The organism is Brenneria corticis, assembly GCF_003115855.1.
GTDB lineage: Bacteria > Pseudomonadota > Gammaproteobacteria > Enterobacterales > Enterobacteriaceae > Brenneria > Brenneria corticis.
On record NZ_KZ819105.1, the window covers coordinates 1 to 25,546 of the forward strand.

The window sequence follows — 25,546 nt, forward strand, 5'->3', positions numbered from 1 at the left end:
AGTCCACGGCGCCATCGCGGGTAAAGGGAGTAATGGGAGCAGGGTTCAGACCTCGTAAATCAATATTGATGTTCTTCATAGTGTTATTCTCTTATTTTGTTATATACCTATACCTTTCCCGCCTGAAGCTGCCGCGATGTTGACCACGCTTCCCCGGTGCATCGACCTGAATAAGTTCATCAGGGCTCGTTTATTTGTCGCTTGCCAGCAACACCAATAGCGTTGGATATAGTTTTTTGAATAGTATGGTAATAACGTTCCTGGGAACGTTTGCATATATTTCAGCAAAGCGCGGATAAGTGTCAATAAGCGTGCTAAAGGTTTCGCTAAGTTATGTGATGAATATCGCTACTTAGCGATCAAGCCAGCATGGTTTACTTAAAAAAATGATACGTGTAAGAGAGGAAAGAGGATAACGGAAAGGGGGTGAAAATCAGCGAGCCGATATAAGAGAGATGCCTGGAATTCACTTACCAATCATAAAGATAACAACACATAGCAAAAAGCCTGACGCCATATAATGGCATCAGGCTTTGCAGAGATGAAAACAGGGGCTACCTCGCCTCAGCTCAAGCGGATTAGTGGCAACCGCATCCGCCGTGGCCGCCGCAACCGCCTTTACCCTGCTCATGGTCATGATCGTGACCATGGCCGCCGCAGCAACCGTCGCCGTGTTCATGATCGTGCTCGCCGTGCACGTGGCCATGAGCCAGTTCCTCTTCGGTGGCTTCGCGAATGGCGATAACCTCAACGTTAAAGCTCAGATTCTGGCCCGCCAGCATATGGTTGCCGTCAACCACGACGTGGTCGTCTTCCACTTCGGTAATTTCAACCGGCACCGGCCCCTGGTCGGTTTCCGCCAGGAAACGCATACCGACCTGCAGTTCGTCCACGCCCATAAAGACATCTTTGGGTACGCGCTGAACCAGGTTTTCATCGTAATTACCGTAAGCGTCGTTTGAGGCGATATTGACGTCAAAACGGTCGCCCACGGCGCGGCCGTCCAGCGCAGTTTCCAGACCGGAAATCAACGAACCGTGACCATGCAGATAGTCCAGCGGAGCACTCACCGGAGACTCATCGACCAATACACCGTCTTCTGTACGTACCTGGTAGGCCAGGCTGACCACCAGATCTTTTGCTACTTTCATGATATCTCCTACCGTTGGAAATCAAACTGGCGCAAATTGTAGCTGAAAAAAATCCCCGTGTACCGTCTCAGGGAGCTTTTTTCACGTCGCCCCATGACGGCCCGACTGCAAACGCCACCGCGGCTTCAATCAGGATGAAAAATGCCGATGATGTTGCGGTCCGACCGTTGCGGCTCCGCCGGCGCAGCGTCCGACCGGCTTTGGCGGTAACCGCATTTTACGCAGGTCACGACTTCCGTCTGATCTTCACGCCCGACGGCCAGCGTATCCAGCGCCTGACATTCGGGGCACACGGCCCCGGCAATAAATCGTTTACGCATGTTTCGTGACCTATCGTTCCGTTATTCCACTTCATCCCAATCGTCAGGGCGCCGCCGTTCACGCTGCATTTCCCGCTGGAAAATATCTTCCAGCTCGCGACGCGCCTCCTTGGCGCGGGATATCTGCGCCACGTCGCCGGGCAGTTGCGGCATCAGTTCGCGCAGCATGCGCATATCCAGACGCCGGAAATGCTGCTGGGCGCGAAATGCCTGATGAGGATGCATTCCCAGCGACATCAGCGCCTTGCGTCCCAACTCCAGCGCGCTGGAGAAGGTTTCGCGCGAGAAATTCGCCACGCCTGCCTGCAACAGCTCATGCGCCTCGACCCGTCCCCGCGCCCGCGCCAGAATTTCCAGATGCGGAAAATGCTGCTGGCACAGATGCACAATTTCCATGGTATCTTGCGGCGCATTGCAGGTAATCACGATCGACTGCGCCTTTGCCGCCCCCGCCGCGCGCAGCAACTCCAGCTCCGCCGCATCGCCATAGTATACTTTATAACCATAGCTTCTCATCAGGCTGACGACGCTGATATCGTGTTCCAATACGGTAATGCGCATTTTATTGGCCATCAGCAAGCGACCGACGACCTGACCGAAGCGCCCGAATCCCACCACGATAACCTGCGGCTCATCGTCGGCGACATAGGGCTGCTCGTCGGAAGCGTCCCGCTGGTTATAACGGCGCGCCAGAATCCGGTCGATAAACTGCATCAACAGCGGCGTGGTCATCATCGACAGCGTTACCGTCACCAACAGCAGCGGCAGTTGATCGCCCTGCAGGACGTTGTACGTCGCGGCCGCCGAAAACAGCACAAACGCGAACTCGCCGCCCTGGCTCAACACGCCGGCAAACTGCAAACGCTCGGCACGACGCATGCGGTTGATGCGCGCCAAAACGTATAACACCGCGCCTTTGACCGCCACCAGCACCAATACCGCAATCAGCACCTTGATAATGTGGGTGTAGAGAATCCCCAGGTTCAGCGCCATGCCGACGGAAATAAAGAACAGCCCCAGCAGCAGCCCTTTGAATGGCTCGATGGCGATTTCCAGTTCATGGCGATATTCGCTTTCCGCCAGCAGAACCCCGGCGATAAAGGTGCCCAGCGCCATCGAGAAACCCAGCGCTTGCATAAATAATGCCGACCCCAACACCAGCAGCAGCGCGGCGGCGGTAAACACTTCACGAACGCCGGACGCGGCGATAAAGCGGAACAGCGGGCGCACCAGATAGCGGCCGCCAATCAGCATGCCGGCGAACGCCGCCACTTTCAGGGCGATGTGATTCCAGTCGTCCACCTCGCCCTGTACGCCGGCCAGAATGGGGATCAGCGCCAACGCGGGAATAACAGCCAGATCCTGAAACAGCAGCACGGAAAAGCCCAACTGCCCGGACTCGCTGCGATTCATCCCTTTTTCACGCATCAGCTGCAACGCCATCGCCGTGGACGACATCGCCAGCCCTATCCCGCCAATCAGCGCCGACTGCCAGGAGAAATCGGTCAGATACAGCGCCCCGCCCAGCACCAGCGCGCTCAGACCGACCTGCGCGGCGCCGACGCCGAAAATGGAGCGCCGCAGCGTCCACAATTTTTTCGGATTCAGCTCCAGTCCGATGATAAACATCAGAAAAACGACGCCGAGCTCGGAAAAGTGCAGGATGGCGTCAACATCCCGAATAAAGCCCAATCCCCAGGGGCCGATGGCAATCCCGGCGAGCAGATAGCCCAGCACGGCGCCGATGCCTAATCGCGCGGCGATCGGCACGGCGACCACCGCCACAAATAAAAACAGCACGCAGGCGATGAGTAATGCGGAGCTCTCCATAATCAGCGCGCCTCGTTTTCGAAAGGCGACGCCAGCCATTCGCCATAGGCGCGGGCACGGCCGGACAAGACATCCGGCGGCAGACGGCGCGCCCAGTAAACCATCATGGGCTTTATCCAGCGCATACGGCACAGGGCGGCGGTCATTTCAAACGGGCGCAGCAGATCGTCCACGGAATAGCGGTTGCCGCCGCCGGGACGATAGGCGTCCTCCGGCTCGCCGGTGGTAATGACCGAACGCCAGTGTTTTCCCGCCAGCGCATTGCCGCCGATCCCATTGGCGAAGCCGCGCGACAGCACCCGGTCGAGCCACTCTTTCAATAACGCCGGGCAGCTGTAGGTGTATAGCGGATGCTGGAATACAATCACCTGATGCTCGCGCAGCAGCTGTTGCTCATGGTAAATATCGATAAAGAAATCAGGATAGTGCGCGTACAGATCGTGTACGGTGACGTTATCCAGCCGTTGTGCCGGTTGCAGTAAAACCCGGTTCGCCACCGAGTCCTGTGATTCCGGATGGGCATACAGCAGCAAAATCCTGGGTGGCTGCGACATCATTCCCCTCCAAAGCGTCGTCATGGTTGTCGTTTTCCGTTACCATGCAGCGCTACGACTAAAAACAGGACGCCTCGGTCCTGATATCAGGTTCATAATTTAACATACTCTGAACATACGGCGCTTTATGATTGTTTTCTCCTCGCTGCAAATTCGACGTGGTGTACATGTTCTGCTGGATAACGCCACGGCCACCATCAACCCCGGCCAGAAAGTGGGTCTGGTGGGCAAGAACGGCTGTGGTAAATCTACCCTGCTGGCGTTACTGAAAGATGAAATCAGCGCCGACGGCGGCAGCGCGACCTTCCCGCAGGGCTGGGCGCTGGCCTGGGTGAACCAGGAAACGCCGGCGCTGGACGTGCCGGCGCTGGATTACGTTATCGACGGCGATCGCGAATTTCGCCAGTTGGAAGCCGAACTGCACGCCGCCAACGCCAACAACGACGGCCACGCCATTGCGACCCTGCACGGCAAGCTGGACGCCATCCAGGCCTGGACCATCCAGGCCAGAGCGTCAAGTTTGCTGCACGGCCTCGGCTTCTCCCAGGATCAGCTCCGGCAGCCGGTCAGCGCCTTCTCCGGCGGCTGGCGCATGCGTCTCAATCTGGCGCAGGCGTTAATCTGCCGTTCCGATCTGTTGCTGCTCGACGAACCCACCAACCACCTCGATCTGGACGCGGTGATCTGGCTGGAGAAGTGGCTGAAAAGCTACCCCGGCACGCTGGTGCTGATTTCGCACGACCGCGATTTCCTCGATCCCATCGTCAATAAAATATTGCATATCGAGCAGCAGACGCTTAACGAGTACACCGGCAACTACACCTCGTTCGAGCAGCAGCGTGCCACCCGGCTGGCGCAGCAGCAGTCGCTGTATGAACATCAGCAGGAGCGCGTCGCTCATCTGCAACACTACATCGACCGCTTCCGGGCCAAGGCCACCAAGGCCAAGCAGGCGCAAAGCCGGATAAAAATGCTGGAGCGAATGGAGATGATCGCCCCCGCGCACGTGGACAACCCTTTCCGTTTCAGCTTTCGCCCCCCTGAGTCGCTGCCGAATCCGCTGCTGAAAATGGAGAAGGTCAGCGCCGGCTACGACGATAAGCTGATTCTGGAGTCGATCAAACTGAATCTGGTGCCCGGCTCGCGCATCGGCCTGCTGGGGCACAACGGCGCCGGTAAATCCACGCTGATTAAGCTGCTGGCGGGAACCCTTGCTCCCCAGCAAGGCGAGATCGGCCTGGCCAAAGGGGTAAAGCTGGGCTATTTCGCCCAGCATCAGCTGGAGTTTCTGCGCGCCGACGAATCGCCGTTACAACACCTGGTGCGTTTGGCGGAACGGGAAACGGAACAGCAGCTGCGCGATTACCTCGGCGGCTTCGGTTTTCGCGGCGACAAGGTGACGGAAATCACCGCCCGCTTCTCCGGGGGAGAAAAAGCCCGGCTGGTGCTGGCGCTTATCGTCTGGCAGCGCCCGAACCTGTTGCTGCTCGACGAACCCACCAACCACCTGGATCTCGATATGCGCCAGGCGCTGACGGAAGCGCTGATCGATTTTGAAGGCGCGCTGGTGGTGGTATCGCACGACAGACACCTGATCCGCTCCACCACCGACGATCTCTACCTGGTGCACGACCGCAGGGTCGAGCCCTTTGACGGCGATCTGGAGGATTACCAACAGTGGCTGGTGGACCGGCAGCGTCAAAGCGGCGACGCCGATGACGCGCCGAAAGAGAACGCCGCCAACAGCGCGCAGGCCAGAAAAGACCAGAAGCGGCGCGAAGCCGAGCTGAGAACGCAAACGCAGCCGCTGCGTAAGCAAATCACCCGGCTTGAACAGCAGATGGAAAAGCTGGGCGCCGAACTGGCGGCCGTTGAGGCCCGGCTGGCGGACGGCGAGCTGTATGATATCGACCGCAAAACCGAGCTTACGGCGTGCCTGCAGCAGCAGACACAGGTCAAGGCGCAGTTGGAAGAAACGGAGATGGCCTGGCTCGACGCGCAAGAGCAGCTAGAGCAGATGAACCGCTCGCTCTCCGCTTAAGTCACCGCCGGCGCGGGTCGATACACCGATTAGCGCCCCGCGCCGCGGCGCTAGTGCCAAATCAGCAGCACGCAGGCCGCCGTCAGCACGCCCATGGATACGTTGAAGATAATCCAGGCTTTTTTACTGCGCAACAGCCGGCCGATCAGCGTACCGAAGCCGAGCCATATCACGCCGGAAACCAGGTTCACCAGGACGATGCCGACGCTTATCGCCGCCACCGAGTGCCTGTACTCCTGCCCTGCCAGACTGAAGCTGGCGACGGCCCCCAGCGCCATCAGCCAGGCCTTGGGATTGAGAAACTGCAGCAGCCATCCCTGATAAAGCCGGATAGGCCGCGGCGGCGCAGCCGTCGTCTCCAGCCTTTCATAGGCGGCGGTGGCGATTTTCCACGCCAGCCACAGCAGATACAAACTGCCGAGCACCTTGAGGGTGAAATGCAGCGAAGGATAGACCAGCAACAGGCCGCCGACACCGAACGCCACCAGCAGTAAAATACTCTGCATGCCCAGCATGATGCCGAGCATCAGCCACAGAGAGCGATAAAAACCGAAGTTGGCGCCAGAGGTGGTCAATAGCATATTGTTCGGTCCCGGAGTAATCGCCGCCACCCAAAGAAAACCCAGCATCGACAAAAACAGGCTTAGTTCCATGTAACGGGCGCCCCTCGCCCTCAGCTATTTTTACGGTATAGTTTGGTTATGAATTGATGATTGGTAGCCAATAGTTTGTTAACCGGCAGTATTGAAGCTAACAGTGTGTTATTGATCGTACAACACTTTTTCTGGACAAATATCGTGATTATTCCCTGGCAGCAACTCGATCCTGAAACACTGGAAAACCTTATTGAATCTTTCGTACTGCGCGAAGGAACGGATTACGGCGAACAGGAGCGCACGCTGGCGCAAAAGGTCGCCGACGTGCGCCGGCAACTGGAGTCCGGCGAAGTGGTTCTGGTGTGGTCGGAGCTGCATGAAACCATCAACATCATGCCCCGCGGCCAGTTTAATGCCGGCGAGTATCACCCGCGCTGAACGCCGCAAAAGCCAAAAAAGAGGATGCATCGCTATCGGCAACCATGCTAACAATGATAAAAACCTCTTTCAGCAGCCTGAAACCTTGTCTTTTTTGATGACGTTTTCCCGGCAAGCCCCGCCGCAAACGTCACCATCATGGAGTGAAGCGCCTTATGTCACATCAGCATCCGATTATTGCGGTTACCGGCTCCAGCGGAGCGGGAACCACAACGACCAGCCAGGCATTCCACAAGATTTTTCAGCAGTTAAACATGCGCGCCGCCCAGCTTGAAGGTGACAGCTTCCACCGCTATACCCGCCCGGAAATGGATATGGAAATACGTAAGGCGCGGGATCTCGGGCGTCATATCAGCTATTTCGGCCCGGAGGCCAATGATTTCAGCCTGCTGGAGCAGTCATTTACCGAATATGGCCGCCACGGGCGCGGTAAAACCCGTAAATACCTCCACACCTATGATGAAGCGATCCCCTACAACCAGGTGCCCGGCACGTTCACGCCGTGGGAGCCGATGCCGGAACCCACCGACGTGCTGTTTTATGAAGGACTGCATGGCGGCGTGGTGACCGATAGGCACAATGTGGCGCAGCACGTCGATTTGCTGGTCGGCGTAGTGCCGATCGTCAACCTGGAATGGATTCAGAAACTGATTCGCGATGTGAACGAGCGCGGGCACTCGCGCGAAGCGGTGATGGATTCGGTGGTGCGCTCCATGGAAGACTACATCACCTACATTACGCCGCAGTTTTCACGCACGCACATCAACTTCCAGCGCGTTCCCACCGTTGATACCTCCAACCCGTTCGCCGCCAAGTCGATCCCTTCACTGGACGAAAGCTTCGTGGTGATTCATTTCCAGGGACTGGATAATATTGACTACCCTTATCTGCTGGCCATGTTGCAGGGATCGTTTATTTCCCATATCAACACCCTGGTGGTGCCCGGCGGGAAAATGGGTCTGGCGATGGAGTTGATTATGGCGCCGCTGGTGCAGCGCCTGCTGGAAGGGAAAAAAATCGAATAGTCCGCCGCGGCAAAACGCGGCGCGGCATCAGCGGGCGCTACGCCGAGGATTACCCCGCAATGCGGACTTCATGACTGTGCGTGACCTCAACGGCTTTACCCAGCATCAGCGCCACCGAGCAATAGCGCTCCGCGGAGAGCGCCACCGCCCGTTCCACCGCTTTCTCCGTCAGCCCTTTTCCCGTTACGATAAAATGCAGATTGATATGGGTAAACAGGCGCGGCGCTTCCGTTCTGCGCTCCGAGGTCAGTTTAACCTCGCAGTCCGCAACGTCATGACGGCCTTTCTGCAGGATCGACACCACGTCAATCGCACTGCAGCCGCCGACCGACATCAACACCATTTCCATCGGGCTTGGCGCCTTGTCTCCCGAATTGCCGTCCATCAGCACCTGATGCCCGGACGCTGATTCGCCAAGAAATGTTAAGCCTTCAACCCACTTCACTCGAGCCTGCATGCCGCCTCCGCTAAAATTTTTTTGAAAATTTATATCGTTACTGTACAAAAACACGCTATAACCAAAGCTTCATCATGCTGAAGCGAGACAACACAAGACAGGTCCTTCAAGCTGTGTTACAAACGAAAATAGAATCTGCCTTTTCTGGACAAACTCAGATACCGGGGAGATGATGATGTCGCCAGATAGAGGCTCCAGTATATTCCCTGACGTCATTCTTCCTACACGAATTTTTGAATGTTTAGCAGGAATACGCCGTACAGGGAACTCTGAGCCCTGTGATTTGCGCAGTGAATTACAACAGAGGATGATAGCGAATGGTTCTCGGCAAACCGCAAACAGACCCGACTCTCGAATGGTTCCTTTCTCATTGTCATATCCACAAGTATCCATCGAAGAGCACGCTTATTCACCAGGGTGAAAAAGCAGAAACGCTTTACTACATCGTGAAAGGCTCTGTCGCAGTGCTGATCAAAGATGAAGAAGGCAAGGAAATGATTCTCTCTTATCTCAATCAGGGAGATTTTATCGGTGAACTTGGCCTGTTTGAAGAAGGTCAGGAGCGAAGCGCCTGGGTACGGGCGAAAACGGCTTGTGAAGTTGCTGAAATTTCTTATAAAAAGTTCCGGCAGTTGATTCAGGTGAATCCCGATATTCTGATGCGCCTGTCGGCGCAAATGGCCAGCAGACTGCAGGTTACCTCAGAGAAAGTCGGTAATCTGGCGTTTCTCGACGTCACCGGCCGTATTGCTCAGACCTTACTGAACCTGGCAAAACAGCCCGATGCCATGACTCACCCGGATGGCATGCAAATAAAAATCACCCGTCAGGAAATTGGGCAAATCGTCGGCTGTTCACGCGAAACCGTGGGCCGTATTCTTAAAATGCTGGAAGACCAGAACCTGATCTCCGCACATGGTAAAACGATTGTGGTTTACGGTACCCGTTAAACCATTCCGTTACCCTACAACAAAAAAGCGTGAAGCGGCCTTCACGCTTTTTTTTTTTTATCACCATCAACGCAGCTCTCGGATTTACCCGCCAGTTAATGAGCAGGGTATTTATTATTAAAATATATTATTTACTGAAAATATAAATAGCCTTATTAACAGGCAGCATTTATTTTTTGCAACAACGTTAAATATAAAAATCGGTCATAGTTTATAAAGTTGTATTTTAATATAGATCAATAAAATTTCATTTTTATTTATTTTAAGAAAATCCCTATTAATACGGATATAGGTGGGATTTTTCAGACAAATCCACCTTAGATTAATATATTGGTAAAAATAGAAACCAAAGAAAATTAAAAAACCCACCATTAAGACATAACTTACTGATAATAAAACAATAAATACCAAAGATGTAATTTAGGCTGGCAATTCCATTTTCATAAACCCTCCTTTAACTTCGATCATTCAAAAGATGCATTGAATTTACCGTATTGAATTGTTTTATTTTTGTGATAACACTGATGCGGATTTTCATAAAACTGAAAACCGATTTTTCATTTTCAGCGAAAAAATCCAACCTTATTACTCTGGGCATATGGAACGATAAATGCCTTAACGAAAGTTATATTCCAACAGGAGATAATCCTTATGAAATACCTACTGCCTTCAGCCGCCGCCGGGCTGTTATTTCTTGCCTGCCAACCCGCGATGGCGGCCGATACCGGCGGCTATGCCACCACCGACGGCGGCAACGTTTCCGGCGCCGTCAATAAAACCGCCGGTTCGATGCAGGACATTGTCGATATCATCGCGGCCGCGCGTCTGGATTCAAGCGGTAAAAAAGTGTCGGGCGGCGCCTACCCCGTCGTCATCACCTATAACGGCAATGAAGATGACTTAATCAAGGCGGCGGAAGCCGATATCTGCGGTCAATGGAGCAAACCGGCGCGCGGCGTGGAGATCAAGGAGTTTACCAAAGGCATTACCATCCTCGGCGGCAATGGTTCCTCAACGAACTTCGGCATCTGGATCACCAAGTCGTCCAACGTCGTGGTGCGTAATATGCGCATGGGTTATATGCCCGGAGGCGCCCAGGATGGCGATGCAATCCGCATCGACGACTCCCCGAACGTCTGGATCGACCATAACGAGATCTTCGCGAAAAACCATGAGTGCGAGGGTACGCCGGACGGCGATACCACCTTTGAATCCGCCGTGGATATCAAAAAAGGCTCGACCAACGTCACCGTATCCTACAACTACATTCACGGCGTCAAAAAGGTCGGTTTAAGCGGTTCCAGCAACAGCGATACCGGACGCAACCTCACCTATCACCACAACATCTACAGCGACGTAAACGCCCGGCTGCCGCTGCAGCGTGGCGGTCAGGTGCATGCCTACAACAACCTCTATTCAGGCATCACCAGTTCAGGACTGAACGTTCGTCAGAAAGGTATCGCATTGATCGAAAGCAACTGGTTCGAGAATGCGAAAAACCCGGTGACATCCCGTTACGATGGCTCGAATTTCGGCACATGGGAGCTGCGCAACAACAACATTACCAAACCAGCCGATTTCACCACCTACGACATCACCTGGAACAAAGATTCCAAAGCCTATGTCAATGCCGATAGCTGGACCAGCACCGGCACATTCCCCGCACTCCCTTATAGCTACTCGCCGGTAACCGCGCAGTGCGTAAAAGATAAACTGGCGAACTATGCCGGCGTCGGCAAGAACCTTGCCGTATTGACCGCCTCAGCCTGTCAATAACGATGCGCTGATTTAATCCGGGCGAGTTGGGTAAACTCGCCCGTTCTTAGACCGCCAATCAGAAAGCGCTTAGGGCAAGACCTTCGCTGACTGGATAACCACGGGTTTGATAGGCACGTTCTGATACGGGCCGACGTTTTCCGTCTGCGCCTGGGAAATCTTATCCGCGACCTCCATCCCTTTTACCACCCGGCCAAAGACCGCGTAGCCAAAATCGCGCTGGCCGTGATCGAGAAAGGCGTTGTCCGCCACGTTGATAAAGAACTGACTGGTGGCGCTGTCCTTGTCGGCGGTACGCGCCATGGCGATGGTGCCGCGCAGGTTGCGCAAACCGTTATCCGCCTCGTTTTTGATCGGCGGATTGGGCGCTTTCTGCTTCATATCATCGGTAAAGCCGCCGCCCTGGATCATAAAGCCGGGGATCACGCGATGAAACGTGGTGCCGTTATAAAAACCGTTATTCACGTACTCAACAAAGTTTTTCACCGAAACCGGGGCTTTTTGCTCATCCAGTGCCAGCTCAATGTTTCCCGCCGAGGTGGTCAGCAACACATGCGTAGCGCCAGTGGCGGCAAACAGCGGGGAAAACGCGCTAAGTGAAATAAAGGCTGCCGCAGCAACCAGAGTACGTTTGAACATGAGAATTCCTTGTGGATAAGACTGGTTACAGAAAGCGTAATGATTGTAAATACCCGCCCCCCGCAACGCCACCGATTTACCTTTTTTTACGTAGCGAATTCACATCGTAACCAATCGTTAACCGCCAGTTCAAGTAAGGGCCGACACAACGGCCAGCCCCCAGTCGTGTTATTCCAGCTCCGAGGCGATTAAATCATCCCATGAGTTCCGAACGCACCGCCAGATCGCGGCTGTATTGGCGGCTGGCCTCCACCAGCATGGTGGTATAGGCATTTTTCGGCGTATCGCGGGTCAAGTCGCCGATATCCAGCGTTTCCAGTATCCGGCCGTATTGCATCACCGCCACCTTATGGCACAGATGGGAAATCACTCCCAGATCGTGGGTCACCAGCAGATAGGTCAATTTCTCCTGCTGCTGCAACTCGGCCAGCAGATTGAGGATTTCCGCCTGCACGGAGACGTCCAGCGCCGAGGTGGGCTCATCCAGCAGCAGCACCCGCGGCTCCAGGATCAGCGCCCGGGCGATGGCGACGCGCTGACGCTGCCCGCCGGAAAGCTGGTGGGGATAGCGGCGGCGAAACGACGTTCCCAACCCCACCTTTTCCAGCAGCGTATCAATACGGTCGTCGCGGTCGGCAAAGCGATGGATCAACAGCGGCTCTTCCAGTATCGACTCCACCGTATGGCGGGGATGCAGCGAGCCATAGGGGTCCTGAAACACCATCTGCACCCGGCGGCAACGCCCCCGATCGATACGGTGCGCCAGCGGCTGACCGTCAATCAGCAGGTTGCCCTGCCAGTGATTGAACAGCCCGGCCAGACATTTCAGTACCGTGGTTTTCCCCGAACCGGACTCCCCCACCAGACCGAAGATAGCGCCATCATTCACGGTAAGATTTACGTCGTACAGCACCTGATTCCGCGTGCTGCCCTGGCCGAAACAGAGGTTCAGGCCGTTCACCTCAATCATGGGACGGTTATGCATCGTTTCTGCTCCTTAGGCGTTAATCCAGGCCGGATCGCGGTTCATCACCGGCAGGCGCGCTCTGGGATTATCGATATCCGGCAGCGAATTCAGCAAGCCGCGGGTATAGGGATGCCGCGCATTATCCAGATCGGCGGCGGCGATGGACTCCACCACGCGCCCGGCGTACATCACCAGCACCCGATCGCAGAAGCTGCGCACCAGATTGATATCATGGCTGATAAAAATCAGCCCCAGCCCGCGTTCGCCCACCAGATCGTCGAGCATCGCCAGCACCTGCAAACGCACGGAAACGTCCAGCGCCGAGGTCGGCTCATCGGCAATCACCACTTCCGGTTCGGTGATCAGCATCATGGCGATCATAATGCGCTGCCCCTGCCCGCCCGAAACCTCATGGGGATAGAGGCCGTATACTCGTTCCGGCTGGCGGATGCGCACCACCTCCAGCATCGCCATCACCCTGGCTTTCGCCTCCTGACGGGAAACCTTGTGGTGCGCCAGATACGCCTCGGCGATCTGATCGCCCACGCACACCACCGGATTCAGCGAATACTTGGGATCCTGCATAATCATCGACATACGTTTGCCGCGGATCTGGCGCATGCGCGCCTCATCCGCCCGCAGCAGATCGATGTCGCCGAAACGCATCCGATCGGCGCTGATACGGGCGCTGTGCGGGTGCAGTTGCAGCAGGGCGCGGCCGACGGTGGATTTGCCGGAGCCGGACTCGCCGACGATGGCCAGCTTTTCGCAGCCGAGCGTAAAGGAGACGCCGCGCACCGCGTCCGTCACCACGCCGCCGTTGACGAAGCTTACCCGCAGATTGGCGACGTCCAGCAACGGCGCTCCGCGGGAGGCGGGGTTATTCAGTTCTGGGATCGAGGATGTCACGTAGGCCGTCTCCAAGAAAGTTGAACGCCAGGCTGTTAATCAGAATCGCCAGCCCCGGGATTGTTACCAGCCACCAGCACTCCATCATGTAACGCCGGCCGGCGGAAATCATCGCCCCCCATTCGGGATCGGGCGGCTGCGCCCCCAGTCCCAGGAAGCCCAGACCGGCGGCGGTGAGAATGATGCCCGCCATATTCATGGTGATACGGATAATCACCGACGGCAGGCACAGCGGCACAATGTGATGCAGCAGGATGCGAATGGATGAAGCTCCCTGCAGTTTCACCGCGGAGACAAAGTCGGCGTGCCGCAGCGACAGGGTTTCCGCCCGCGCCAGACGGGCGATCGGCGGCCAAGCGGTCAGCGTAATGGCAATCACCACATGCTCCAGCCCCGGCCCGAGCGCCGCCACAAAGGCCAGCGCCAGCACCAGGCTGGGAAACGAGATAAAAATATCGGTAATCCGCATCAGCACGGTGTCCACCACCCCGCCGTAGTAGCCGGCGACCACACCCAGCAGCAGGCCGATCGGCCCGACGGTCACCGACACCAGCGCCACGATATACAGCGTGATGCGCGAACCGTAAACCAGACGGCTGAAGACGTCGCGGCCAAACTCATCGCTGCCGAACCAGTGGGCGGCGCCCGGCGCCTGCAGCGCATTGCCCAGATCCTGCGCCAGCGGATCGTGGGTGGCGATCCAGGGCGCGAAAATCGCCACCAGCATCAGCATCAACACAATGGCGGAGCCAATGGCCGTCAGCGGATTGCGCATCATCAGCAGCAGAAAACCGGCCAGCCGCGCGCCCCGCAGACGCAGACGCCCCGCGCGCTTTTCCGGCGGCGTTCGGGCTATCGATTCATGGACTACCGGCGGCTCAGAGGAAATATTCATGCGTTGGTCCTCGGGTCAAAGATTTGATACAGCATGTCCGACAGCAGGTTCAGGCTGACGAAGATCAGCCCCACCAGCAGGACGCACCCCATCACCGCATTCATATCGCCCAGCAGCAGGCTGCCGGTGAGATAGGAGCCGAAACCCGGCCAGGAGAACACCGTTTCGATCAGCACCGCGCCCTCCAGCAGCGACCCGTAGGCCAGCGCCACCACCGTCAGCAGCTGCACCAGAATATTGCGGAACGCGTGCCCCCAGACGACGCGGAATTCGGACAGGCCCTTGACCCGCGCGGTAATGATGTACTCCTGCGAGAGCTGCGCCAGCATAAAGCTGCGCGTCATACGGCTGATATAGGCCAGCGAGTGGAAGCCGAGAATGGTGGCGGGCAATACCAGATGATTCAGCGCGCTGCGGAAAACGTCCCACTCCCCCGCCAGCATGGCGTCCAGCAACAGCAGGCCGGTGCGGTTTTCCACCAGGCCGTCGTACGCCATATCCACCCGTCCGGCGCCGCCGACCCAGTTAAGCCAGGCGTAAAACAGCAGCAGCCCCATCATGCCGACCCAGAAAATCGGCGTGGAGTAGCCGGCCAGGCTGATAAAACGCACCGCGTAATCCGCCCATTTCCCCCGTCTTGCCGCCGCCAGCACGCCGAGCGGTACGCCCAGTCCCGCGCCGACGATAATCGCCATGGTGGCCAGTTCGATGGTGGCGGGGAAGACGCGGATGATGTCGTCAATCACCGGGCGCCCGGTGAGTAACGCGTTGCCCAAATCGCCGTGCAGCAGCGAATTGAAGTAGATAAAAAACTGCACGTACAGCGGTTTATCCAGCCCCAGTTGCTGATACATCTGCTGATAGGTGCTTTGATCGGCGTCCTGTCCGACAATCGCCAGCACCGGGTCGATCGGCATCACGCGGCCAATCACAAACGTCAGAATCAGCAACCCGAACAGCGTGACGATGACCTGAAACAGGCGTTTTACCAAGCGATGCGGCAATCCGCCCGGCTTGATCCACTCAGAGAAAACCATATTCCTTCTCCCGATATTCCGGCGCGTCGCGACCCCAAGTCGCCGCTGACGCGGCAATGTGGTGGGGCGCAGGATGCAGATGACGGACCGACGGAGGCGGATCCCTCATCTGACCGGCAGCGAACTAGCGCTGTTTATAGACCTCACGCAGGCGCGTGGTCGATGACGGATGCGGCAAATACCCCTGCACGTCGGTACGCAGCACCACGGAGTCGATCATCTGGGAAACCGGAATGATGGCCGGATACAGCGCTTCATAACGGTTCTGCACCTCGGCATACAGCTGCTTCTGCTGCGACGGATCTTTTTCCAGCAGCGCCCGATCGATCAGCTCATTCAGCTGTTTATCGTAGAATGAGGTGCGCCAGCCCTGGAAATTGGTCAGCCTGGCCGCATCGCTGTTATCCGGGTTGTAGACGACCGAACGCAGGCTGGAGTGCGGGTGCGGATCGACCCCGCCGCCGCCGCGACCGACCAGCATATCGAAGTTGCGATCGCGCATCGCGCCGTACACCTGATTGCCGGTGCCGGAGTGAATCCTGGCTTTGATGCCGGCCTGCGCCAGCGTCGACTGTACCGACGTCGCCAGATTGAGGAACGGCTGATCCGACAACACGCGCAGCGTGGTGGCGAACCCGTTGGGATAGCCCGCCTCCGCCAGCAGCGCTTTGGCGCGCGCCACGTCCAGCTTGTAGCCAGGATTCGGCAAGGTGGCGTCCATCCCTTTCTGGATCGGACGCTGATGATAGAAACCGTAGCCGGTCATCACCGTCTTGTTGATACCGTCGTAATCGATCAGATAACGCACCGCTTCGCGCACTTTGGGTTTGGCGAAATGTTCGTTCTTCAGGCTCATCGCCACGTAATAGATCGTGCCCTTTTTCACCTCGTCCACCACCACGCTCTTGTCCTGTTTCAGGGCATTGATATCCGGCACCGACATCCCGGTCGCGACATCGATATCGCCTTTTTCAATCATCAGACGCAGCGCCTGCGACTCGGTCATATGGCGGAAGATAACGCGTTTCATTTTGGCGTCGCCGCGCCAGTACCCCTCGACGCGGCTGATGCGCAGCACGTCCTTCGCCTGCCACACGTCCAGCTTGAACGGGCCGGATCCGGCGGCGTTGGTGGTCAGCCAGCCGTTGCCCCAGTCGCCGTTCTTCTCATGCTGCATAATCGTCTGGCGATCCAGCACCGAGCCGCTGCCCAGGGTGGCCAGCGAATAGATCACCAGCTTGGGATCGTTCGGTTTGGGCAGCTCGATTTCCACCGTATGGGCATCTTTGGCGCGGATCATCTTTTCCACGTTGTCCGCGGTAAAGCCGTAGGATTTCCAGGTGGTGGCCTGCGCCATATTGAGGTGCAGCAGCCGGTTCATCGACCAGGCGAAATCCTGCGCCGTCACCGCGTTGCCGGAATGAAACCTGGCGTTATCCACCAGATTGAAGGTTATGACTTTACCGTCGTCGCTGACGCTCCAGCTTTTCGCCAGCGAAGGCAGCACGGTGCTGAGGTTTTGCGGGTCGAGCTCCACCAGCGAGTCATAGAGATTCACTATCACCCCGACCACTTCATTGCCGGTCATGGCGGCCGGATCGAGCGACAGCATGTTGTTCATATTCATGCCGACGATCAGCTGATCGTCGGGGGTTTTTGCGGACAGTACGGCCGGCGTGGCCGCCATACAGAGGGTACTCAACAGTAGGATGCGAAGTATTGCTCGTGCTTTCATCACTCTTCTCCAGGTGTGGAAGTATGGAAGACGACAACTTTATTATTTTTTAACGGCGTGCTTTTTCAGACGTCAAACCGTATTTTTAAAATCTAACTATTTGTATTTATATATAAAAACTAATCCTTACTCAGGGTGTGCTCCTCAATCCAGTCAAAATTGATATCCTCCCCCAGCCCCGGACGCTGCGGCAGATGCACAAAGCCCTCGTCGTCCATCGGGTCGACAATGGCATGCAGATAGGCGGCGGGTTGGTCGTAATCCAGGAAGGGATGCAGCAGGCCGCGCTCATACCAGCGGCAGTTTTTAATCGCGCCGACCACGGCCAGATTCGGCGCGCCGTTGCCGTGAACCTCACAGTCCATGCCAAAGGCTTCGGCCAGAGCGGCCACCTTCATACAGGGCGCGATGCCGCCCACGCCCTGCACGCCGGCGCGCAGGATATCGCAGGCGCCCTCCTTCACCCAGTCGGCGCGGCTGAAATATTTGCCGGCCAGGCTTTCCGGCCCAATCACGTCAATATCCAGGCTTTTGGTCAGCCAGCTGTAAGAGGCCATGCTCTGCTCTTCCATCGGTTCTTCAAACCAGGTGAAATCGAGCTTTTGCAGCTCACGGCCGATATACAGCGCCTCGCTGCGGCTGTACCAGTGATAGCCATCCAGCATCAGGCTGATATCCGGGCCGACGGCTTCACGTACGGCGGCGCACGCCTTGACGTCCATTTTCGGGCTGGGCGCGAACGACACCGGCGGCATCCAGGTGTGCAGCTTGATAGCTTTATAGCCGCGCCGCACCAGCTGCTCGGCAAACAGTCCGTACTCCTCCGGCGTGGACAAGCCTCCTTCCAGCTCGTCGCCGCACATGGTGCTGCCGTAGGCGGGCGCCTTATCGCGATAGCCGCCCAGCAGTTTGTGCACCGGCAGATCGAGCGCCCGCCCCTGAAGATCCCACAGGGCGGATTCGACGATCGACAATGCGCGGTCGGTCAGTTGGTTGGCGCTGCCGCGCTGCCAGTGCACCAGATCCTGCCACAGGCGCTCGCGATCGAACGGATTTTGCCCGATCAGCACCTTGCGAAAAAAGGCGTTGACGATATAAGGGCGAATCACTTCCGGCGGCGCAAAGGCGTAGCCGTGATGGCCGTCGTCGGTGCTGATGGTCAGCAGCGCCATCCTGGCCTGATTCTCCGCTCCCGGGTGTGAGTGCCCCGCGCTGTCGGCAACCCGGCGCGTAGGGTAAGTAAAAACCGTGACATCAATTGATTCTATTTTCACCTTGTTACCTGCCTTGATATTCAACACGACTCATGTACAAGATTTGCAGTGAAAAACTGCGCGTATGCCGAGCGCGATATAACTCTGTATAGGAGAAAAAGCGGAGATATCTATCCGCCGTCGCTCACAGCGAGATCGCCATCACACAAAAGAAACCCTGTGTTAATATTAAGAAAATAGCGTTTTATTTTTTTAATTATTGAGATTATTGGCGGGCTAGTCATTAGGCAATTTCTGTCATCTGGGAAAATTATGCGGCGGATAATTAGGCAAATGCCCACCATCCTGTGAGCATTATCACGACAAAAATCCAAAACCTTACCCTGAAAAGGGGTAAATCCCCCGCCGCCGCACCAATAGATTGGCGGCGACAGGCAAATTAAGCGTGCATCCGCGCGTGATAATACGTCATCATTGATATAACCCTTTTCGTTCTGTGCCTATACCCTATCGAGAGGCGGGCCGCCGCGGCTCCGCCCCCGGGAGAGGGCGGGTATAACGGGACGAATGATTCAATTTGAGCCGTACAAGAGGATTACATGGATTACCTGCCAATATTTTGTCAGCTACGCGATAAACCCTGCTTATTGGTGGGAGGCGGAGAGATAGCCGAGCGCAAGGCGCGGCTGTTGCTGGACGCCGGGGCGCGTCTTACGGTCAATGCCCTCGACTTTAACGCGCAGTTCCTCTCCTGGCGGGACGAGGCGCGGCTCACGCTGGCGCCGGGCGCATTCGACGCGGCGCTGCTCAACGACGTCTGGCTGGCGGTCGCCGCCACGGACGATCGCCAGGTCAACGACCAGGTCTATGCCAGCGCCAGCCAGCGCCGCATCTTCTGTAACGTGGTCGACTCGCCGCGGCGCGCCAGTTTCATTATGCCGTCGATCATCGACCGCTCCCCGCTGATGGTCGCCGTGTCGTCCGGAGGAGCCGCGCCGGTGCTGGCGCGTATACTGCGGGAAAAACTGGAAAGCACCCTGCCGCAGAATCTTGGCAAGCTGGCCGCCTTTGCCGGCGAACTGCGGCAACGGGTGCAAAACCGTTTCAGAAAAACGGGTATCCGCCGCCGTTTCTGGGAAAAGCTGTTTAGCCACGACCGGCTGGCCCAATCGCTGGACAATGGCGACGCCGCCCGCGTGCAACAGCTTACCGAACAGCTTTTCTCCGAGCCGCTGGACGATCGCGGCGAAGTGGTGCTGGTGGGCGCAGGGCCGGGAGACGCCGGACTGCTGACGCTGAAAGGCCTACAGCAGCTGCAACAGGCCGATATCGTGGTTTACGACCGCCTGGTTTCGGAGGGGGTGCTTAACCTGATAAGACGCGACGCCGAGCGTATTTTTGTCGGCAAAGCGTCCGGCCATCACAGTATTCCACAGGAACAGATCAACCAGCTATTACTGGAAAAAGCACTGGCGGGTAAGCGGGTCGTGCGGCTGAAAGGCGGCGATCCCTTTATCTTCGGCCGCGGCGGCGAAGAACTGGAATATCTGCAACAGGCGGGCATTCCTTTTTCCGTGGTGCCCGGCATCACCGCCGCCTCCGGCTGTTCCGCCTATAGCGGCATTCCCCTGACCCACCGCGACCATGCGCAGAGCGTGCGGTTAATCACCGGACACGTCCGGCATGACGGCGAGCTTGACTGGGCCAGCCTGGCGGCTGACAAGCAAACGCTGGTGTTCTACATGGGGCTGCAGCAGGCGGATGATATTCAGCGCAAACTGCTGGAACAGCGACTCCCGGAAACGGTTCCCGTCGCCCTGATCGAAAACGGCACCGCCGCCGCGCAGCGGGTATTGACCGGACAGCTGTCACAGCTCGGCGAACTGGCGCAACAGGCCGCCAGCCCAAGCCTGATTATCATCGGCGACGTGGTCGGCCTGAGAGAAAAACTGAACTGGTTTGCCGGCTAGCCGGAGCGATTGCGCACCGGCATAAGGCAACGCAGCGGAATAAAGCATAACAATGCACTAATTTGATGGCACCTTGCTGCAAAGCATCACTTTAGTGCTTTACCCTGCCGCCTATCTCCCTTATTTTAGCTAAGTTCAAAATAATGAATACGCAAATTATATGAATAAATAGTCAATGCCTGAAGCGGCGCAACCTGGCCCGGATATTGCTTTGCATCCTAAGTGTTTTACCCGATGCGCCCGGCAATGGCGCGGCGACGCCGGAACAGACAATAAGCCTTTGGGAGCTATTTTGTGGAAGAGGTTACTTTCTGGCAACTCATCAGTTTTGGTGAAAATGGCTGGGGGAAATTATTACTGATTGGCGCGGGAATGACCATCGCCCTGGCGACCTGCGGCTTCCTGCTCGGCGCACTGATTGGCGCCATCGGAGCATGGTCGAAAATTTGCGGCAATCGTCCGGTACGCTATCTGGCCGATGCCTATACCACCATCACCCGCGGCATACCGGACCTGCTGATCATCTACCTGCTCTATTTCGGCGGCAGTTCGGCGCTCACCCTGATCGCCAGGCTGTGGGGCAGCAATGAGTTTTTGGGCTTTCCCGGCTTTATCGCCGGGGTCATCGCCGTGGGCGTCTCTTCCGGCGCGCAGCAGACCGAAGTGTACCGCGGCGCGTTCTATGCCGTTTCCCAAGGTGAAATAGAAGCCGCCAAAGCCTGCGGCATGCCCACCCTGCTGCGCCTGCGGCGCATCATTATGCCGCTGCTGCTGCGCCACGCGATTCCGGCGCTGGGCAACGTCTGGCAGTTGGTGCTGAAAGCCTCGGCGCTGGTGTCGGTCACCGGCGTCGCGGAGCTGTTGACCCAGTCGCAGACCGGCGCCGGCTCGACGGGTAAACCGTTCGACTTCTTTATGGCCGCGGCCATGCTGTATCTGCTTATTTCTCTCGCTTCCGGCTGGATTATGCGCCGGGCGGAGTCTCATTATTCCCGGGGTGTGAAGCGCTGATGGATTTTCCCTTTCTTTACCAGACGTTTCTGGAAATCATTCCCGGCATCCCTCTAACGCTGCAACTGGCCGTCGGCTCGGTGCTGCTGGGATTCTTTCTGGCGCTGGGGCTGGCGCTGATGCAGCTTTCCGGCAACCCGGTTCTGCGCGCCGCGGCGCGCACCTATGTGCTGTTTTTCCGCGGCACGCCGCTGCTGGTGCAGCTGTTTCTCATCTATTACGGCCTGGGGCAGTTTCCCTGGGTCAGGGAGAGCGTTCTGTGGCCGCTGCTGCGGGAACCCTACTGGTGCGCGCTGCTCTCGCTGACGCTGTGCACCGGGGCCTACGCCAGTGAAATTATCCGCGGCGGATTGCAATCCGTGCCGGAGGGGCAGATAGAAGCGGCCCGCGCCTGCGGCATGCCGTCGCGGATGATCTTTAAGCGCATTGTTTTCCCGCTGGCGATACGCCAGGCGCTGCCGGCCTATGGCAATGAACTGATCTCGATGATCAAATCAACCTCGCTGGCCTCCATTATCACCCTGATGGAAATCACCGGCATTGCCGCGCGCATCATCGCGGAAACCTACCGCGCGCTTGAAGTCTTTCTGGTCGCCGGGGCGATCTACTTATTTATCAACCTTATCCTGACGCGTCTGCTGCTGTGGGCGGAGTTCACCGTTACCCCGCATTTACGCGCGCCGGGCGCGCAGTCGGCGGCAAAGAAAATCAAGAAATTGGGAGACCTGCAATGACCACGCCTGCGATCAGCCTGCGCAACATTCACAAAAGCTTCGGCTCGCTGGAGGTGCTGAAAGGGATCTCTTTTGAAGCCGCCCAGGGCGAAGTGATTTCCATACTTGGCTCATCCGGTTCGGGGAAATCCACCCTGCTGCGCTGTATCAACATGCTGGAACTTCCCGATCGGGGCGAAATCATCGTCGGCGGCGAATCCATCGAAATGAAGCCAAACCGCAATGGGCAAAGCCGGCCGTCCAATCCCAGGCAGATCGACCGCATTCGCACCCAGCTCGGCATGGTGTTTCAAAACTTTAACCTGTGGTCGCACAAAACGGTGCTGGAAAACGTGATTGAAGCGCCGGTGCACGTCTTAAAGCGCCCTCACGCGGAGAGCGTGGAGCGCGCCGAGCAGCTGCTGGAAAAGGTCGGCCTGGCGGACAAGCGGCACTATTACCCGTCTCACCTTTCCGGCGGCCAGCAGCAGCGGGCGGCCATTGCCCGCGCGCTGGCGATGGCGCCGAAAGTGATGCTGTTCGACGAACCGACGTCGGCGCTCGATCCGGAACTGGTCGGCGAAGTGTTGCGCGTGATGCGTACGCTGGCCGACGAGGGCATGACCATGCTGGTGGTGACCCATGAGATGGATTTCGCCCGTGAAGTCTCCAATCGCGTGGTGTTCCTCCATCAGGGGGAAATCGAGGAGCAGGGAACGCCGCAGCAGGTTTTCACCGCCAGCCGGTCCGCCCGTTTCCGGCAGTTTATCGCCAGCTGGTAGGTCATAGATTCAATAAGTAAGCAATAACACCACACCGGGAGAATCGTTCCATCATGAAAGCAAAATTAAAAATGATCGCCTGTTCACTGTGCCTGGCAAGCACGCTGGTCGCCTCTTTCAGCGCCGCGGCGCAAGAGAAAAAATGGACCACGGTGCGTATCGCCACCGAAGGGGCTTTCCACCCTTATAATTTCACCAAGCCCGACGGTACGCTGGACGGCTTTGAAATCGATCTGTACAAAGTGCTGTGCGACAGTATGCAAGTGAAATGTCAAATCATCGTGCAGCCGTTCACCAGCACCATTCCGGCGCTGAACGCGGGCAAGTTCGACGCCATCATTTCCGGCATGTCCGCCACGGACAAACGCCGGGAAGTCATCGACTTCAGCCAACCCTATACCCAGGCAGGGCAAACCTTCGCCGTACTGAAATCCAGCCCCTTGGCCGGGCAATTCCCCGACGCGGGCAAACGCTTCTCGCTTAAACCGGAAAACGAAGCCGTGGCGCGGGAAGAAATCGAAAAGCTGAAACCGCTGCTGCAAGGCAAAACCATCGGCGTGCAGTCCGCCTCTATCGCCAGCACCTTTCTGGATAAATATCTCAAAGGGGTGATGAAAGTGCGCGAGTATAAAACCACCCAGGAACACGATCTTGATTTGAAAGCCGGCCGCGTCGATCTGGTTATCGCCTCCGCCGCTTATCTGAAAGGGATTACCGAAAAACCCGGCAACGCCGATATCGTCACCCCCGGCCCGCAGTTTATCGGCGGCATTCTGGGCAGCGGCTCCTCCGTTGGACTGCGTAAAGGCGATCCCGAACTGAAAGCCCTGTTTAACGCGGCGATTGAGAAAGCCAAAAACGACGGCACGCTGAAAACGCTGAGTGAAAAATGGTTCGGCATGGACACCTCGCCGCTCTGAGTCTGGCGGAAAAAAACTTGTCGACCTCTCTTACGGAAAAAATAACGAGCATATAGCACATGAATTCAACACAGACAGAAGGGAGCTTGCCCTCTATCGACCGTCAAACCGTGGCGGAAATCTGCGAGCTGATTGCCGTCAAGCGTCAGCAATTCTTCGCCCTGAGCGACGGCATCTGGGACACCCCGGAGCTGAACTATGAGGAGTATCGCTCGGCGGCGCAGCACCAAGCGGTGCTGGAGGCGGAAGGTTTTCGCCTGACCACCGGCATTGCCGGGATGCCGACGGCCCTGCTGGGCGAGTTCGGCCGCGGAGCGCCGGTTATCGCCATCCTTGGCGAATACGATGCGCTGCCGGGGCTAAGCCAGCAGGCGAACGTGGCCGAGCCTAAGCCGCTGGAAAACGGCGGCAACGGACACGGTTGCGGGCATAACCTGCTCGGCACCGCCGCCTTGCAGGCGGCGACCGCGGTCAAGGATTACCTGCAAAAGCACGACATTCCGGGAACGGTCCGTTTTTACGGCTGCCCGGCGGAAGAAGGCGGCTCGTCGAAAGGCTTTATGGTCAAGGCCGGTGTGTTTGACGATGTCGATATCGCCATCTGCTGGCATCCCGCCACCTTTACCGGCGTCAACAGCCCGGTATCGCTGGCCTGCAACGAGCTGAACTTCCACTTCAAAGGCCGGGCCTCCCACGCCGCCAGCAGCCCGCACCTCGGCCGCAGCGCCCTGGACGCCGTGGAGCTGATGAACGTCGGCGTCAACTATATGCGCGAGCATATGCCCTCCTCCGCCCGGGTGCATTACGCCATCACCGACAGCGGCGGCCACGCGCCCAACGTGGTGCAGGCCAACGCCACGGTGAGATATCTGGTGCGCGCCCGCCAGTTGCCGGAGCTGCACCAGTTGGTCAAACGGGTGAAAAAGATCGCCGAAGGCGCGGCGCTGATGACCGAAACCGAAGTCAGCAGCGAGGTACTGAGCGGCGACGCCAACCTGATCGGCAATCCGCCGCTGGAGCAGCGCATGCATGAGCATTTGCTGGCGCTCGGTCCGATCGCCTTTGACGAAGCCGATCGCCAGCAGGCGGCGAAGTTCCAGGCGGCGCTGACGGCGGAGGATATTAGCGAATCTTACGCCCGCTTCGGCGTAAAACCGCAGCCGGGGCTGACGCTGCACGACGGCATCTACCCGCTTTACAGCCCCAACGAAGCCTTTATCGGCTCAACCGATGTGGGAACCGTAAGCTGGGTGGTGCCGACGGTGCAAATTCGCAGCGCTACCTACGCCATCGGCACGCCGGCGCACTCATGGCAGTTGGTCGCGCAGGGGAAAACCGCGGCGGCGCACAAGGGAATGGAGTATGCCGCCAAAGCGATGGCCTCTCTGGCGGTAGACCTGCTGCTGACGCCTGATTTAATCAGCCAGGCTAAAGCCGACCATCAGGCCAAGCTGCAACAGACGCCGTTTGAGAACCCGATCCCGGATGATGTTTCTCCGCCGCTGCCGCAGAGCGAGAGATAAAGCGGGAAGGTCGGAGCGGGAGGAGCCAACTCCCTCCCCTGCGAAGGGGCTGTCTCTTATACACAAATCCAAGGAACCTCTAGAGGCCATGTG

At 57.4% G+C, this 25,546-nt stretch carries 24 protein-coding genes; 11 read left to right on the forward strand and 13 right to left on the reverse strand.

Annotated features, from left to right (window positions below; all coding sequences use genetic code 11):
- Positions 1-578: 578 nt before the first annotated feature.
- The 4 genes from slyD to kefG all read right to left on the reverse strand — a co-directional run bounded on the left by slyD (position 579) and on the right by kefG (position 3,855).
- The gene (gene slyD, locus DDT56_RS22850) at positions 579-1,151 is read right to left on the reverse strand and encodes a peptidylprolyl isomerase (RefSeq protein ID WP_136168669.1); all 573 of its coding nucleotides are present in this window, start codon (positions 1,149-1,151) and stop codon (positions 579-581) included.
- A gap of 125 nt (positions 1,152-1,276) precedes the next feature.
- Entirely contained in the window at positions 1,277-1,471 is a 195-nt protein-coding gene (locus DDT56_RS22855; RefSeq protein WP_136168670.1) for a YheV family putative zinc ribbon protein, read from the reverse strand.
- 21 nt (positions 1,472-1,492) lie between these two features.
- Positions 1,493-3,301, reverse strand: coding sequence for a glutathione-regulated potassium-efflux system protein KefB (gene kefB / locus DDT56_RS22860; protein WP_136168671.1), 1,809 nt, complete (start codon positions 3,299-3,301; stop codon positions 1,493-1,495).
- Positions 3,302-3,303: 2 nt separating this feature from the next.
- Positions 3,304-3,855, reverse strand: a complete 552-nt coding sequence (kefG, locus tag DDT56_RS22865; RefSeq protein WP_136168688.1) for a glutathione-regulated potassium-efflux system ancillary protein KefG — start codon at positions 3,853-3,855, stop codon at positions 3,304-3,306.
- Between the two features lie 127 nt (positions 3,856-3,982).
- Here kefG and DDT56_RS22870 point away from each other — a divergent pair, with 127 nt between their 5' ends.
- On the forward strand, positions 3,983-5,896 hold the full coding sequence (locus DDT56_RS22870) for an ABC transporter ATP-binding protein (protein ID WP_136168672.1): 1,914 nt from the start codon (positions 3,983-3,985) through the stop codon (positions 5,894-5,896).
- Positions 5,897-5,946: 50 nt separating this feature from the next.
- Here DDT56_RS22870 and DDT56_RS22875 read toward each other — a convergent pair whose 3' ends face one another.
- Positions 5,947-6,549 (reverse strand): LysE family translocator, encoded by a 603-nt coding sequence (locus tag DDT56_RS22875; protein ID WP_136168673.1) that lies wholly within the window; start codon positions 6,547-6,549, stop codon positions 5,947-5,949.
- 144 nt (positions 6,550-6,693) lie between these two features.
- Here DDT56_RS22875 and DDT56_RS22880 point away from each other — a divergent pair, with 144 nt between their 5' ends.
- A complete protein-coding gene (locus tag DDT56_RS22880) occupies positions 6,694-6,930 on the forward strand; it encodes a YheU family protein (RefSeq protein ID WP_136168689.1) in 237 nt (78 codons plus the stop codon).
- A gap of 155 nt (positions 6,931-7,085) precedes the next feature.
- Positions 7,086-7,955, forward strand: a complete 870-nt coding sequence (locus tag DDT56_RS22885) for a phosphoribulokinase (protein ID WP_009111184.1) — start codon at positions 7,086-7,088, stop codon at positions 7,953-7,955.
- A 49-nt stretch (positions 7,956-8,004) separates the two neighbouring features.
- Here the strand turns inward: DDT56_RS22885 and DDT56_RS22890 are convergent, their stop codons facing one another.
- Positions 8,005-8,412 (reverse strand): OsmC family protein, encoded by a 408-nt coding sequence (locus DDT56_RS22890; RefSeq protein ID WP_136168674.1) that lies wholly within the window; start codon positions 8,410-8,412, stop codon positions 8,005-8,007.
- Positions 8,413-8,729: 317 nt separating this feature from the next.
- Here DDT56_RS22890 and crp point away from each other — a divergent pair, with 317 nt between their 5' ends.
- Both crp and DDT56_RS22900 read left to right on the forward strand, forming a co-directional pair.
- Positions 8,730-9,362, forward strand: coding sequence for a cAMP-activated global transcriptional regulator CRP (crp, locus tag DDT56_RS22895; protein ID WP_004090925.1), 633 nt, complete (start codon positions 8,730-8,732; stop codon positions 9,360-9,362).
- A 651-nt stretch (positions 9,363-10,013) separates the two neighbouring features.
- The gene (locus DDT56_RS22900) at positions 10,014-11,138 is read left to right on the forward strand and encodes a polysaccharide lyase (RefSeq protein WP_136168675.1); all 1,125 of its coding nucleotides are present in this window, start codon (positions 10,014-10,016) and stop codon (positions 11,136-11,138) included.
- 69 nt (positions 11,139-11,207) lie between these two features.
- Here DDT56_RS22900 and ppiA read toward each other — a convergent pair whose 3' ends face one another.
- From ppiA to DDT56_RS22935, 7 genes are all read right to left on the reverse strand, one after another.
- A complete protein-coding gene (ppiA, locus tag DDT56_RS22905; protein ID WP_136168676.1) occupies positions 11,208-11,777 on the reverse strand; it encodes a peptidylprolyl isomerase A in 570 nt (189 codons plus the stop codon).
- Positions 11,778-11,970: 193 nt separating this feature from the next.
- A complete protein-coding gene (locus DDT56_RS22910) occupies positions 11,971-12,747 on the reverse strand; it encodes an ABC transporter ATP-binding protein (protein ID WP_136168690.1) in 777 nt (258 codons plus the stop codon).
- A gap of 27 nt (positions 12,748-12,774) precedes the next feature.
- A complete protein-coding gene (locus tag DDT56_RS22915) occupies positions 12,775-13,653 on the reverse strand; it encodes an ABC transporter ATP-binding protein (protein ID WP_136168677.1) in 879 nt (292 codons plus the stop codon).
- Positions 13,625-14,431 (reverse strand): ABC transporter permease, encoded by an 807-nt coding sequence (locus tag DDT56_RS22920; protein WP_246856868.1) that lies wholly within the window; start codon positions 14,429-14,431, stop codon positions 13,625-13,627. Before DDT56_RS22920 ends, DDT56_RS22915 begins: the two co-directional genes overlap by 29 nt.
- Positions 14,432-14,544: 113 nt before the next feature.
- Positions 14,545-15,585, reverse strand: coding sequence for an ABC transporter permease (locus DDT56_RS22925; protein ID WP_136168679.1), 1,041 nt, complete (start codon positions 15,583-15,585; stop codon positions 14,545-14,547).
- Between the two features lie 124 nt (positions 15,586-15,709).
- Positions 15,710-17,320, reverse strand: coding sequence for an ABC transporter substrate-binding protein (locus tag DDT56_RS22930; RefSeq protein ID WP_136168680.1), 1,611 nt, complete (start codon positions 17,318-17,320; stop codon positions 15,710-15,712).
- Between the two features lie 119 nt (positions 17,321-17,439).
- Entirely contained in the window at positions 17,440-18,594 is a 1,155-nt protein-coding gene (locus DDT56_RS22935; protein ID WP_136168681.1) for a mandelate racemase family protein, read from the reverse strand.
- Between the two features lie 539 nt (positions 18,595-19,133).
- Here DDT56_RS22935 and cysG point away from each other — a divergent pair.
- From cysG to DDT56_RS22965, 6 genes are all read left to right on the forward strand, one after another.
- Positions 19,134-20,504 (forward strand): siroheme synthase CysG, encoded by a 1,371-nt coding sequence (cysG, locus tag DDT56_RS22940; protein ID WP_136168682.1) that lies wholly within the window; start codon positions 19,134-19,136, stop codon positions 20,502-20,504.
- Positions 20,505-20,798: 294 nt separating this feature from the next.
- Positions 20,799-21,515: an ABC transporter permease gene (locus DDT56_RS22945; RefSeq protein WP_136168683.1), complete on the forward strand. Its 717-nt coding sequence runs from the start codon at positions 20,799-20,801 to the stop codon at positions 21,513-21,515.
- Positions 21,515-22,249 (forward strand): ABC transporter permease, encoded by a 735-nt coding sequence (locus DDT56_RS22950; RefSeq protein WP_136168684.1) that lies wholly within the window; start codon positions 21,515-21,517, stop codon positions 22,247-22,249. The genes DDT56_RS22945 and DDT56_RS22950 overlap by 1 nt, the downstream gene beginning before the upstream one ends.
- The gene (locus DDT56_RS22955) at positions 22,246-23,010 is read left to right on the forward strand and encodes an ABC transporter ATP-binding protein (protein ID WP_136168685.1); all 765 of its coding nucleotides are present in this window, start codon (positions 22,246-22,248) and stop codon (positions 23,008-23,010) included. Before DDT56_RS22950 ends, DDT56_RS22955 begins: the two co-directional genes overlap by 4 nt.
- 50 nt (positions 23,011-23,060) lie before the next feature.
- A complete protein-coding gene (locus tag DDT56_RS22960) occupies positions 23,061-23,930 on the forward strand; it encodes a transporter substrate-binding domain-containing protein (RefSeq protein ID WP_136168686.1) in 870 nt (289 codons plus the stop codon).
- Positions 23,931-23,989: 59 nt separating this feature from the next.
- Positions 23,990-25,453 (forward strand): M20 family metallopeptidase, encoded by a 1,464-nt coding sequence (locus tag DDT56_RS22965; protein WP_136168687.1) that lies wholly within the window; start codon positions 23,990-23,992, stop codon positions 25,451-25,453.
- Positions 25,454-25,546 lie beyond the last annotated feature (93 nt).